General features: G+C 67.7%; 13 protein-coding genes and 1 riboswitch. Of the genes, 7 read left to right on the plus strand and 6 right to left on the minus strand.

Annotation, left to right across the window (positions count from 1 at the left end):
* Positions 1 to 45: 45 nt before the first annotated feature.
* Positions 46 to 570 carry a vWA domain-containing protein gene (locus tag JMY28_RS25965; RefSeq protein WP_328809455.1) on the plus strand — a complete coding sequence of 175 codons (525 nt, stop codon included), beginning with the start codon at positions 46 to 48 and terminating at the stop codon, positions 568 to 570.
* A gap of 7 nt (positions 571 to 577) precedes the next feature.
* Here JMY28_RS25965 and JMY28_RS25970 read toward each other — a convergent pair whose 3' ends face one another.
* Positions 578 to 1528, minus strand: a complete 951-nt coding sequence (locus JMY28_RS25970) for a flagellar brake protein (RefSeq protein ID WP_201698752.1) — start codon at positions 1526 to 1528, stop codon at positions 578 to 580.
* A gap of 203 nt (positions 1529 to 1731) precedes the next feature.
* Here JMY28_RS25970 and JMY28_RS25975 point away from each other — a divergent pair, with 203 nt between their 5' ends.
* Positions 1732 to 3303 carry a sensor domain-containing diguanylate cyclase gene (locus JMY28_RS25975; RefSeq protein WP_201698753.1) on the plus strand — a complete coding sequence of 524 codons (1572 nt, stop codon included), beginning with the start codon at positions 1732 to 1734 and terminating at the stop codon, positions 3301 to 3303.
* Between the two features lie 10 nt (positions 3304 to 3313).
* Here JMY28_RS25975 and cobJ read toward each other — a convergent pair whose 3' ends face one another.
* Genes cobJ through cobG form a run of 4 tightly spaced genes read right to left on the minus strand, consistent with a single transcriptional unit; the run spans position 3314 to position 7756 of the window.
* Positions 3314 to 5026, minus strand: a complete 1713-nt coding sequence (cobJ, locus tag JMY28_RS25980) for a precorrin-3B C(17)-methyltransferase (protein ID WP_407945539.1) — start codon at positions 5024 to 5026, stop codon at positions 3314 to 3316.
* Entirely contained in the window at positions 5014 to 5745 is a 732-nt protein-coding gene (locus JMY28_RS25985) for a precorrin-2 C(20)-methyltransferase (protein ID WP_201698754.1), read from the minus strand. The genes cobJ and JMY28_RS25985 overlap by 13 nt, the downstream gene beginning before the upstream one ends.
* Entirely contained in the window at positions 5746 to 6372 is a 627-nt protein-coding gene (locus tag JMY28_RS25990; RefSeq protein ID WP_201698755.1) for a precorrin-8X methylmutase, read from the minus strand.
* Positions 6365 to 7756: a precorrin-3B synthase gene (cobG, locus tag JMY28_RS25995; protein ID WP_407945540.1), complete on the minus strand. Its 1392-nt coding sequence runs from the start codon at positions 7754 to 7756 to the stop codon at positions 6365 to 6367. The genes JMY28_RS25990 and cobG overlap by 8 nt, the downstream gene beginning before the upstream one ends.
* 90 nt (positions 7757 to 7846) lie before the next feature.
* Positions 7847 to 8040: riboswitch (cobalamin riboswitch) on the minus strand.
* A gap of 124 nt (positions 8041 to 8164) precedes the next feature.
* Between cobG and cbiE the strand changes: the two genes are divergently transcribed.
* From cbiE to cobM, 3 genes are read left to right on the plus strand one after another with little or no spacing between them, the layout of a single operon-like run.
* A complete protein-coding gene (cbiE, locus tag JMY28_RS26000; RefSeq protein ID WP_201698756.1) occupies positions 8165 to 9391 on the plus strand; it encodes a precorrin-6y C5,15-methyltransferase (decarboxylating) subunit CbiE in 1227 nt (408 codons plus the stop codon).
* On the plus strand, positions 9388 to 10131 hold the full coding sequence (locus JMY28_RS26005) for a cobalt-precorrin-6A reductase (RefSeq protein ID WP_201698757.1): 744 nt from the start codon (positions 9388 to 9390) through the stop codon (positions 10129 to 10131). The genes cbiE and JMY28_RS26005 overlap by 4 nt, the downstream gene beginning before the upstream one ends.
* Positions 10128 to 10859: a precorrin-4 C(11)-methyltransferase gene (gene cobM / locus JMY28_RS26010; RefSeq protein WP_201698758.1), complete on the plus strand. Its 732-nt coding sequence runs from the start codon at positions 10128 to 10130 to the stop codon at positions 10857 to 10859. Before JMY28_RS26005 ends, cobM begins: the two co-directional genes overlap by 4 nt.
* A gap of 2 nt (positions 10860 to 10861) precedes the next feature.
* On the opposite strand, the gene JMY28_RS26015 is transcribed toward cobM, so the two are convergent.
* Positions 10862 to 11308, minus strand: a complete 447-nt coding sequence (locus tag JMY28_RS26015) for a MarR family winged helix-turn-helix transcriptional regulator (RefSeq protein ID WP_201698759.1) — start codon at positions 11306 to 11308, stop codon at positions 10862 to 10864.
* 114 nt (positions 11309 to 11422) lie between these two features.
* Between JMY28_RS26015 and JMY28_RS26020 the strand changes: the two genes are divergently transcribed.
* Both JMY28_RS26020 and JMY28_RS26025 read left to right on the plus strand, forming a co-directional pair.
* Positions 11423 to 11788, plus strand: coding sequence for a YciI family protein (locus JMY28_RS26020; protein WP_201698760.1), 366 nt, complete (start codon positions 11423 to 11425; stop codon positions 11786 to 11788).
* A gap of 13 nt (positions 11789 to 11801) precedes the next feature.
* Positions 11802 to 12419 (plus strand): glutathione S-transferase family protein, encoded by a 618-nt coding sequence (locus tag JMY28_RS26025; RefSeq protein ID WP_201698761.1) that lies wholly within the window; start codon positions 11802 to 11804, stop codon positions 12417 to 12419.
* Positions 12420 to 12424: the final 5 nt, after the last annotated feature.

A 12424-nucleotide genomic window follows, 5' to 3' on the forward strand; every position in this document is an offset into this window, starting at 1 on the left:
CGCATCGCCTGGCCGCCCACGCTCGCGGCCAAACGCGCTGGATCGTTGCAAGCGCAACATTTTCGCTTCGCCAAACGCAAGACGGGCTCCGGCGCGCTCCATTGCTTCGTGCTGGACTGCTCGGCCTCCATGCTCGCGCGCGGCCAGCTCGCGCTCGCCAAGGGTTTGTTGATCGCGCTGTTCGACCGCGCCCGCGCCGAACGCGTGGAAGTGGCGTTGATCGCCTTCGGCGGCGCGGGTGCCGAACTGCGTTTCGGGCCTGCGGTGCCGCGCTGGTGGAACGAGCGCTGGATCGAGCCTATCGGCGGGGGGGGCGGCACGCCGCTCGAAGCGGGCATCGACCGCGCGGCGCGCGTGCTGGAGACGGCGGCGCGCCGCGACCCGGCGCGCGTGCGCCATCTCTGGCTTTTCAGTGACGGCCGCACGACGCAGTGGCCTGCCCGTCCTGACTCTGCCGATCACGTCACGGTGATCGATTGCGAACTTGGCGCGCTGCGTGTGGGGCGCTGCGAGGCGCTCGCGCAGGCATGGGCCGGCGATTGCCTGGACGCTCAGGCGCTGCTCGCGTGAGCCGGTGCTAGCGCATGCTGCTGGTCCAGGACAGCACGTCGTCCTGACGATCGAACACGTAGACTTTCATTGCCATCCGTTCTGCGGGCGTGAGGCGGTCGAGTTCGAGACCGAGCGTTGCTTGCGCGCCCGTTTCCGCTTGCACGTTGCGGATGACCGCAGTGGTTTCGATCGCCGTATCGTTGTCGCCCGAACGTAACTGGAATGCCACGCGCAGCCGCTCGCCAACCTTGCCGAGCGCCCACGCCGCGCTCACCGAAAGCCCGAGCGCGCTGAGGCCGCGTGCGAGCGCCACGCCGTCATAACCCGCGCCTTCCTCGCCGATGCCATAGCGCACCGGAAATTGCGCGCGCACGCGAATCGAGCGGCGCTCGCGCAGGCGGCGGAGGTTGGCGGGCTTCGAAAGCACGAGGTAGTCGAGCGGCGCGTGGCTGAGCGCATGCACGGTGCATACGAAGCGATAGACGGCCTGGCTCGCGATCGCGACGATCTCCACGTTTTCGCCCGGCGTGATGTCGATGGGGCGGCCATCGACATAAGGTGTCGTCACGAAAAACGCGTCGTTCGGCGCGAAGCCGATCAGGCGGCACGGGTGCATGGGCGCGCCGCTCGCACCCATCTCCGGGCGCAGGCCCATCAGCGCGCCGATGTTCAGATGCATATCGCGCGTGGTGGCGACCGCCTCGCCGCCATTGGCCGTGGCCGTCGCGCTTTGCGGTGCAACTGCGGGCCTTCCTGCGTCGCCGCGATGCGGCGCGAAGTGCTGGAACAGAAAGTCGCGTTCCGCTGCGCCCACCAGCACCGAGCCGGCATCGAGCAGCAGGGCGCCGTCGCGATCGACGACAGGCCAGGCGAGCGGCTCGCCTACCGGCACGGCGTCCGGCGTGAGCGGGGCGGCTTCGATCGCGGTCGCGGCGTCGGCGGCTTCGGCTCGAGCTTCAGTGGTCAGATTGGTCATCGGCGCAACGTGGTCGGTGAGCGGTTCGCGTCGCGAATCGACTTCGCGGGTTTACCTGGTTTACGGCGCTGCGGCAGGGAAATTGAGTGCGTGCCGAGATTCGAAGGCGATTTCGGCAGCGGCAGTATGATGAATCCTGAATGCAATCTGTAATCGGCGGCAGACGTAGCAAGCCAAACGTGCGGAGCAAGAGGAAACGCCTCATGAAGCTCTGGAAACGATGTTTGCGAATCGCGCGTCAATGGCATCGGGCGCTCGTGCAGTGGGTCGGAAGCCATCCGTTCATCGTCGGCACGATGGGCTCGCTCGTCGGCGCGGCCATCGTGGCCATCGTGCTGGTGGGGTTGATGCAGCAGCGCACGCAGGCCATCGTTAGCACGCAGCACAATTCGGCCGCACTTGTCTCGTTGATGTCGAACGACCTCGAGGCGAATTTCGGCATCTACGACCTACTGCTGCTCGATGCCGCCGATAGCGCTCGCGACCCGCGCACGCAAAGCCTGCCGCCCGACATCCGCCGCAAGCTGCTGTTCGGCCGCGTGGCGGCCGGCGCTTATCTGGACGACGCGTTCTACGTCGACGCGAGCGGCCATATCGTCGAATCGCAGGACGGCCGCGCGCATCCAGGCATCAATCTCGCAGACCGGGACTATTTCACGGTGCAGCAGGAGCGCTCGGTCGGCATGTATATTTCGGACCCGATTCGCTCGCGTGCGCGCGAAGGCCACTATTCGATTGCGCTCTCGCGCCGCGTGACTGAGCACGACGGTTCGTTTGGCGGCATCGTGCTGCTCACGCTACGGCTCGCGTACTTTCAGCAACTGTTCGATCGGATCGACGTCGACCCCAAGGGCAGCGCGTTCATCATGCTGAACGACGGGACCATGCTCGCGCACCGCCCTTATTCGGACTACGAAGTGGGTGCGCAAACCGGCGAACTGGATTACGTCCAGCCGATGCTGAAAACGAGTGACGGATCGTTCATCGCCGCGGGCGAAGACGACAAGGTCGAGCGCATCTATACGTTCAAGCGCGTTCCGCACACGTCGCTCATCGCGGTCGTCGCGCCTTCCGTGGACGGCGCGCTCGCCGCATGGCACAACCGTCTGCGGATCTATGCGCCGATGGCGTTGATCTTCGGCGTGCTCATCGCCGCCTCGTCGTGGCTGCTTGCACTTTCGATGCGCGCGCGGCTCGCCACGCAAAAGGAATTCGAACGTCTCGCGGTCACCGACGCGCTCACGAGCCTCTACAACCGGCGAGCGCTCGACCTGCGTATCGAAAGCGAATGGCAGCATGCGCAACGCGCGGGCGAACCGCTTTCGGTGCTCTTCGTCGACATCGACAAGTTCAAGCTGTTCAACGACTTCTACGGGCACGCGGAAGGCGATAAAGTGCTCGCCGCCGTGGCCCACGCGATACGCGAGGCCTGCCGCCGAACGACGGACATGGTCGCGCGCTACGGCGGCGAGGAGTTCGCCGTGGTCCTGCCGGCCACGCCTTTCGATGACGCCGCGAAAATCGCAGAAGGGGTGCGGCAGCAAGTGGCGGCACTGGGCATCGTGCACGAGCACAGCGAATACGGCACGCTGACCGTGAGCATTGGCTGCGCCACCTGCGTGCCGCGCGAGCGCACGGGCGCGCAGGCGCTGCTGCGCGCCGCCGACGCGCAGCTTTACGCGGCGAAGCAGGCGGGGCGCAACCAGGTGAAGGCGCGCGAATTCGAGGGCGCGCCACCCGACCCGCGCGACTCGCTACCCACCTTGAAGGCGTGAGGGTGCGTTTCTATTCGGCATCCTCACGATACCAGCGCGGCGTATAAGTCCACTCGCCGCCGTCGCCGCGAGCGAACCCGCGCGTAGCCGACGACCCGACGATCACCATCGTGCGCATATCGACGTCCGCCGAGCGCAGCTCGCCTAGCGTCGTGGCGCGCAGCGTCTCGCCGGGGCGGCCCACGTCGCGGCCCAGCACCACGCGCGTGTGCGGCGCGCGCACGCTGCGCACGATGTCCAGCGCGCGATCGAGTTGCCAGGGGCGCGCGCGCGAGACGGGGTTGTAGAACGCCATCACGAGATCGGCCTGTGCCGCATGCAGCAGGCGCTTCTCGATCACCGCCCACGGCTTCAGGTTGTCGGAAAGCGACAGCATGCAGAAGTCGTGGCCGAGCGGCGCGCCGACTTGCGCCGCCGTGGCGAGCGCCGCGCTAACGCCTGGCACGATCGACAGTTCGACGGCGTGCCAGCGCGGGTCGTCGGAGCCTTCGAGCGCTTCGAGCACGGCGGCCGCCATCGCGAACACACCGGGGTCGCCCGACGAGACCACGGCGACGCACCGCCCTTCGCTCGCCATCTCGAACGCGTGGCGGGCGCGCTGCAGTTCTTCGCGGTTATCGGTGGCGTGGCGCTGCTGGTCTGCGCGAAACGGGCCCGCCATCTCCACGTAGGTTGCGTAGCCGACGATATCGGTCGCGTTATCTAGTGCGGCGCGCGCGGCGGGCGTAAGCAGATCGGCGCGGCCGGGGCCGAGGCCGAGCACCGTGAGTTTGCCGCGCGCCCGGCCCAGCGTGAGCGGATCGAGCGGCGCGGCGGCGCGGGCAAGCGCGACGCCGTCTTCGTTCGGCGCATAGCGCTCGACGTCCACCGCAACGTTAAGCGCGGCGAGCGTGGCTCGCGGCGTGGCCTGGGCGCTATCGACGAAGCGCAGCGGTACGCCGAGTTCGGTTGCCGCCTGCGCGAGCGATGCATCGCACATGTGCGCAGAAGGGGCGGCAAGCGCCGCGAGCGCGAGCGGCGCGAGGCCGTGCGCGTGGAGCGCGCGGCGCACGCTTTCGGCAAGCGCCCCATGCGGCACGCCCACGGCCGCGACGATGCTGCGCGGATGAATCACGAGGTCGTCGGGGCTGCCGTTCCAGGCGTGCGCGCTCACGCGTATGGCATGACGCGCCGCTGCGTCGCGCGGCAGATCGACGTTCGCAAGCCACGGCGCCAGGCCGTCCACACGTGTCGTTGCGCCCGCAAGCAGATCGGAGACGAAACGCTTGCCTTGCGCGAGGCTCGCGAGCGCATAGCCCGCGGGCGGATTGAGCAGACAGGTGCCGAAGCGCAATTCGCCGCTCGTGGTGATGGCGGGCGTGACCGCGAGCGCGGCGCCAATATCGCGCGCCATGACGTTCACGCCGGCGAGTCCGCCGAGCAGCGGCACGACGGCGCTGCCGTCCTCGGCGAGTGCGAGCACGGGCGGCTCCGCGCCCTTGTTGGCAAGCAGTGGCGCGAGGCATCGGATCACGATGCCCGTCGCGCACAGCGCGACGATGGGCATGCCGCGCGTATAGCATTCGCGCAAATGCGCGCCAAGCTCGCTGAACGCAACATCGCCTTCCACGCGGCCTTGCAGTGCATGGACTTGCGCGCCCGTGTAGAGCGCCTGCACGCGTCGCGCGGTGGCAAACGCGCCGGGCCCGAGAATGACGATGGCGGGCGGTGTCACGACTGCCATTTCACCCCCGGCACGACGAGCAGCGAGAAGTAGGGCGAAGCCATCGGATCGACGTCGTCGAGCGGGACGATGCGCTGGTTCGCCATCGTTGCGCGCTCGACATACAGCGCGCGATGCGCGAGGCCCAGTTCGCCCAGCACGCGGCGCACCTTGTCGAAGTTGCGGCCCAGTTTCATGATGACGGCGGCGTCCGCGTCGGCCAGACGCCGGCGCAATTCGTCCTCGGGCAGCACGCCCGAAAGCACGGCGAGGCTCTGGTTACGATAGACGAGCGGCACGCCCAGCACCGCCGCACCGCCCAGCATCGAGCACACGCCCGGCACGACTTCGGCCTCGTAGCGCGCGGCGAGCCGGTCGTGCAGATACATGTACGAGCCGTAGAAGAACGGATCGCCTTCGCAGATCACGGCCACGTCGCGTCCGGCATCGAGATGGCGCGAAAGCATTTGCGCCGCGCCGTCGTAGAAGTCGGCGATGATCGCCTCATACGAGAGCGGCGGTTCGAGCGCTTCGGTCGTCACGGGGTACACGAGCGGCAGGCGTTCCTGCTCCGCTTCGAGATGGGCCTCGACAATGCCAAACGCATTGCCTTTCTTGCCCTTGGCCACGAAATACGCGACAACGGGAGCCGCCTTGAGCAGGCGCACGGCTTTGAGCGTGAGCAGTTCGGGGTCGCCGGGGCCGACGCCGATGCCATGCAGACGTCCTTTGCGGATCATTTATTCGGTCTCCGAAGCAAGTGCGTTGACGGCGGCGGCGGCCATCGCGCTGCCGCCGCGGCGGCCGTGCACGACGACGAAGGGCACGCCGTGATTTTCGGCGGCGAGTTGCGCCTTGGACTCGGCCGCGCCGACAAAGCCCACGGGAAAGCCGAGGATGAGCGCGGGGCGCGCAGCGCCGGCGGCGATCATGTCGAGCAGGTGGAAGAGCGCGGTGGGCGCATTGCCGATCGCAACGACGCTACCTGCAAGATGCGGCCGCCAAAGTTCGAGCGCGGCCGCCGATCGCGTATTGCCAAGCTCGCGTGCGAGCGTGGGCACGGCGGGGTCGTCGAGCGTGCAGATGACGGCGTTGTTCGCGGGAAGGCGCGCGCGCGTGACGCCGTACGCGACCATTTTCGCGTCGCAGAGAATGGGCGCGCCGCTTGCGAGCGCCTGGCGGCCCGCCGTGCCCGCGCCAGCGGAAAAGGCGAGGTCGGCGACGACGTCCACCATGCCGCACGCGTGGATCACGCGCACGGCGAGTTTTTCCAGGTCGGCGGGAATGCGCGAGAGGTCGGCCTCGGCGCGGATCGTCGCGAACGACTCGCGATAGATCGCCTGGCCGTCGCGGATGTAATCAGACATCTTGGGGGCTCCGGGGCCGCTGCGCGAGTGCGTGCGCAGCGGCTTCGATCGTCAGGTTGCGCGCGACGAGCCGGCCGAAGCCGGTTGTGGCGTCGTCGCGCTGGTACAGGTCGTAGTGGTCCGGTTCGCTGGCGAGCAACGTGAACGGCGCGCAATGCGCGGCCGCGCAGGAGCGTTCGCAGCCGCTCAGGTGCGCTTCGGCGTCGGGCGGCAGCAGGGCGGCGAGACGCTGTGCGTCGGCTTTCGTGTCGGCGCGGCTTTTTGCGCACCGCGACGAGCCCGTGCAGGCGATCAGCCGCGCGAACGGATCGGCACGCGAGACGATGAGGCCGAGCGCGCGCAGGCGTTCGAGCGCGGCGGGCATCGCGCGCGCGGGTACGTTGGGCAGCAGCAGGCCTTGCCATGGTGTCACCCGCAACGTTGCATCGCCGGAGTCTTGCGCGAGGGCGGCAAGCGCGCGCAGCGTATACGCGTCGATGCGGCCGAGCGCGGGCTGCGCGCCTACGTAGCCGCTGCCGTCGGCGTGCAGCGCGTGCGCGCCCAGGCGCAAGTCGACGGGACTCGCTTCGCGACGCCACGCGTGTTGCGCGGCGTCGTCACGAATCAGCGCGAAGTCGGCATGATCTCGCGCGCGTTGCAGCAGCGCATCGAGCGAGTGTGCGGCCAGCACGTCGCGCATGCGGGTTGTATCCGCGCCCGCGAGATCGAGAAACGCGTGGAGCAGCGCGCGCATCGATGCGCCAATGTCTTCGGCAGCGAGCGTGCCGATTGGCTGTCCTGTGGGGCACCCCGCGAGGCCCACCGCAAAGCGCACCGTCGTGCCGTGTGGCAGCGCGGCGAGCCAGACGTCGTGCGGATGCTCGAGCATCGCCATACGTTCGCCGCCGTCCAGTTGCAGCGCGAACTTGGGCGAGAGCGCAGTGAAACGCGCCTCGCGCTGCATCATGTCGATGAGCGCGGCGGCGAGCACCGTCGTGTTGCACAAAGCGTTGGGGTCAACGCCTGCGAGCGGGCTCAGCATCACGTTGCGCAATTCGTCGGCGGCGCATGCGCGCTCGATCGGGCTCGCGGCGTCGATGCCAGTGGGCCCGAGGCCCGCGCCGATCAGCGCGGCGCTCAACGCCGCCTCCTCGCCCACACGCACGCCGCGAATCTGCACGTTCGCGCGATTGGTCAGTTCGAGCACGCCGCTGGCATGCGCCGACGCAGCGTCGGCGAGGGCGCGCGCACGCGCGGCGCTCAGCACACCGCCGGGCAGGCGGATGCGGCACAGGCCGCCGTCGCGCGCCGCGACCACGCGCACGAGCCCCGGGCACGCCGAGGGGCGGAGCGCGGCCAATGCAGCAACGGGCGAGACGGGCTTCGTTTCGTGTTTCAAGGGAATACCGGGTAAGCATCGCGAGTGAGCGGCGCGCTGCCCGCACGGCAGGCGGGAAACGGCAGCGGTATCGGTACACCCCGCCCGATATGGGTTCGCACGAACAGTCGGCCGGCAGGTCTCCTGGCTCGCAGGTCGTGAACCGCATCGGCCTTCCCGGTAAAACCAGTGGCTCGGGTGGATGCGGTCTCGCTGCTCACAGTCGCGGGGGCGGCCACAGCTTGCTGTGTTCCCTGTTTGCGGTCCGGAGTTAGCGCTTCAGCGCTTACTCCGGTCTCATACAAAGTTGCCTTAAAGGCGCCGGCGGACACGGTATTATGCCCGTTTTCACGCGCGCTCCACCCGGCAATCGGGTCGTGGGCCGATGGCGGCGCACAGAAACAGGCAACAGAACAGGCAACAGCGGGAGAGCGAATGCAGGGCACGCAGGCATGGCTGACGGTGGTGGGCATAGGCGACGATGGCTACGCGGGGCTCGGGCGCGACGCGCGGCGCGCGCTGTTCGACGCGGCCGTCGTGACGGGCGGCGCGCGCCATCTTGCGATGCTGCCCTCGCGCGTACGTGCGCGCCGCGAAGCGTGGCCGCAGCCGTTCAGCGTCGAGGCGTTGCTCGCGCATCGCGAGTCGCATGCGCCCGTATGCGTGCTCGCGAGCGGCGACCCCATGCTGTTCGGCGTGGGCGCGACGCTCGCGCGCCGCGTGGCGCCGGGTGAAATGCGCGTGCTGCCCGCGCCCTCGTCGCTTTCGCTCGCGGCGGCGCGCATGGGATGGGCGTTGCAGGATACGGCGATGGTCTCGCTCGTCGGCCGTCCGCTCGATACGCTGCGTCGCCATCTCTACGCGCGCTCGCGCGTGCTTGCGTTGAGCGCGGATGGGCGCACGCCCGCGGCGCTCGCCGCGTTGCTCGCCGAAGCGGGCTTCGGCGCCACGCGTCTTGCCGTGTTCGAGCATTTGGGCGGCCCGCTCGAGCGCCGCATCGAAGGCCTTGCCGATGCGTGGCACGTCGACGAAACCGCGGCGCTCAATCTCGTCGCGTTCGAATGCGAAAGCGATGTTGCGAATGCGCCCGCGCACGCCTGGACGCTCACGCCCGGCCTTCCCGACGACGCCTACCGCCACGACGGCCAGCTCACGAAGCGCGACGTGCGTGCACTCACGCTCGCGCGCCTCGCGCCCACGCCCGGCGCGCTGCTTTGGGACGTGGGTGCGGGCAGCGGCTCGATCGGCATCGAATGGATGCGCTCGCACGCGGCTTGCCGCGCGATCGCGATCGAGGCGCACGCCGAGCGTCAACGCTTCATCGAACACAATCGCGCCGCGCTGGGCGTGCCAGGTTTGCAACTCGTCGCGGGCCGCGCGCCTGAAGCGCTCGCAGGACTCGCCACGCCCGACGCCGTATTCATCGGCGGCGGCGTGACCGTACCCGGCGTGCTGGACGCGTGCTGGGCGGCGCTCGCGAGCGGCGGCCGGCTCGTCGCGAATGCAGTGACGCTGCAAAGCGAAGCGACACTCGTGACGTGGCGCGCGCAGTACGGCGGCACGCTCACGCGTATCGGCATTGGCGAGGCGCGGCCACTGGGCGCCTTCGATACCTGGCGTCAGGCGTTGCCCGTCACGCTCTACGAGGCCGTCAAACCATGACGGCGCGCATCCTGCTGCTGGGCGGCACCGGCGACGCGCTGGCCATTGCGCGCACGCTCGGCCCGCAGCACGTGTACTCGCTCGCGGGCCTTGGCCGCGTGCCCGCCGATCTCACCTGCGCGGTGCGTGTGGGGGGCTTCGGTGGTGCAGAAGGGCTCGCGCGCTTTCTCGCCGACGAAGACATCGCGCTCGTCTTCGATGCCACGCACCCCTACGCCGCGCAGATCAGCGCCAACGCGGCGCGCGCATGCGTTGCGGCACACGTGCCGTATTGGGCGCTGCGGCGCGCGCCGTGGCAGCCGCAGCCCGGCGACGACTGGCGCATGGTGAGCGGCTGGGCCGGCGTAGTCGAAGCGCTTGCACCGTTCGCGCGTCCGCTTTTCACGCTCGGGCGCGAGCCGCTCGCGCATCTGAATGAAGTTCCGCAGCGGCAGCACTGGACGGTCCGTTGCCTCGAAGCGCATCCCGGCCACGCCCGCGCACGCATCATCGACGCGCGCGGGCCGTTCACGGCGGAAGGCGAGCGCGCCCTGTTCATCGAAGCGCATATCGACGTCGTGGTCAGCAAGAATAGTGGCGGCGCGGCGACCGAAGCGAAGCTCGCCGTCGCGCGCGAATTGGGCTTGCCCGTGGTGATGATGCAGCGGCCGCCGCTGCCGGATGCGCAACGCGAATTCACGTCGGCGCAAGAGGCGATCGACACGCTCGCGAACTACAATCAGCGGAGTTTTCACGCATGACCGTTTTCTTTATCGGCGCGGGGCCGGGCGATCCTGAACTGATTACCGTGAAGGGCCAGCGCCTTGTGCGCAGTTGCCCCGTTATTCTCTACGCCGGTTCGCTCGTGCCGAGCGCCGTGCTCGAAGGCCACCGCGCGCATAAGGTCATCGATACCGCGCCGCTCACGCTCGATGAGATCGTCGCTTTGCTCGAAAGCGCGCACGCCCAGGGCTTCGACGTGGCGCGCGTGCATTCGGGCGACCCGTCGCTCTATGGTGCGATCGGCGAGCAGATCCGGCGCTTGCGCATGCTTGGCATTCCTTACGCAGTCGTGCCCGGCGTGACCGCGACGGCTGCATGCGCGGCGGCGCTCGGCAGCGAACTCACGCTGCCCGGCATTTCGCAAACGCTCATCCTCACGCGCTACGCCACGAAAACGTCGATGCCCGAAGGCGAGCAGCTAGGCGACCTCGCGCGCCACAAGGCGACGCTCGCGATCCACCTCGGCGTGCGCCATATCGCGCGCATCGTCGAGGAATTGCGGCCTCACTATGGGGAGGACTGCCCCGTGGCGGTGATCTATCGCGCGAGCTGGCCCGACGAGGAGCGCGTGACAGGCACGCTCGCGGATATCGCGCAGAAGGTGCTGGCAACGGATATCGAGCGGACTGCGCTGATTCTCGTGGGGCGTGTGCTCGCGGCCCAGGGGTTTGCGGATTCGACGTTGTATGGGGCGTCGAAGCGGTAGGGCTACGAAAGCGCTCGCAAATGCTTCCGCAGCTTATCGACCTCGCCCTTGGCAAATTCCTTTTCGATTTCCTCGTGCGTTTGCTGCCAGATCGGAAACGCCGCATTGAGCAGTTGATGCCCCTCATCAGTGAGGCACAGCAAACGGCCCCGCTTGTCCTCCGGGTCCTGCTCGATGACCACGAGGCCGCGCCGCTCCAGCGGCTTGAGCGCGGCCGTGAGCGTAGTGCGGTCCATGGCCAGCAGCGACGCCACATCTTTCATGCCGGGCGGATGCGGCCGGTTCAGCGACATCAGCAGCGAAAACTGGCCGTTCGTGAGATCGAGCGGGCGCAGCACGTCGTCGAAAATGCGCGCGAGATTCCGTGCTGCCCGCTGCATATGCAGACACAGGCAGCAATCGCGCACCAATAGCGTGGTTTCGAAGGGAAGTTTCTTTGCGCGTGCCATGTTGCAATTATGTTGATATCAACCTATGCTGTCAAGGCCGGATGGGCGACACGCCGTTGCCCCGATTTCAGACCCGTAGTCGAATCAGTCACCAGACCAGCAGATGGAGGACACATGAGCGATCAGAAACTGTTTCTCGCTGTTTTTCTCGGCACCAAGGACAACGCGCGCATGAAGGGGTGGGCGGCGCTTTCCGAAGCGGATCGGCACGCAAAAGAAAAAGAGGGCATTGCGGCCTGGCATGCGTGGGTCGAAAAGCACAAGGCGTCGATCGTCGATATGGGCGGTCCGCTCGGCAAGACCAAGTCTATTGGCGAGCGCGGCATCGCGGATACGTCCAACGCGCTAACAGGCTATACGGTTCTGCGCGCCGCATCGCACGAAGAGGCCGCGAAGCTGTTCGAGGGCCATCCCCATTTTTCGATTTTTCCGGGCGAGGCCGTCGAAGTGATGCCCGTTCTGCCGATTCCCGGTGCCTGACCGGAGCCGCGTCATGAAACTCTACGGTTTTGCCGGCACCCGTTCGCAACGCGCGTTGTGGGGCCTCAAGGAAGTTGACGCCGATTTCGAATTCATCACGGTCAATCTGCTCGAAGGCGAGCACCGGCGGCCCGAATACCTGCGCATCAATCCCGCGGGCAAGATTCCCGTCCTGATCGACGGCGACCGCGTGATTCCCGAATCGGCCGCAATCGTGCTGTATCTCGCGGACAAGTATCCGGAGAAGCAGCTACTACCCAAGGATCTCGACGAGCGGGCGCAGGCGTATCGCTGGACCCTGTTCGCCGTGACCGAACTGGAACAGCCGCTCTGGAGAATCACTCGGCACTCCTTCCTTTATCCGCCGGACAAGCGCAGCCCCGCCGATATCGAGCTCGCGCGGGAGGACTTCAAGACCATGGCCGCCGTGCTCGAGAAGCACCTCGAAGGGCGCGAGTTCATCGTCGGCAACAGCCTTTCGGTTGCCGACTGCGTGACGGTTTATCTGATGGACTGGGCCAACGAAGTGCAACTGCTGGAGGGCTTCCCGCGCTTGCAGGTGTATCTCGAACGTCTCTATGCACGGCCCGAGGCGCCGCAGCGTATCGCCGAAGCACGCAAGGCAGCTTAAACAGA

The sequence above is a fragment of the Paraburkholderia hiiakae genome (assembly GCF_904848665.1).
In the GTDB taxonomy this organism is placed as follows: Bacteria; Pseudomonadota; Gammaproteobacteria; order Burkholderiales; family Burkholderiaceae; genus Paraburkholderia; species Paraburkholderia hiiakae.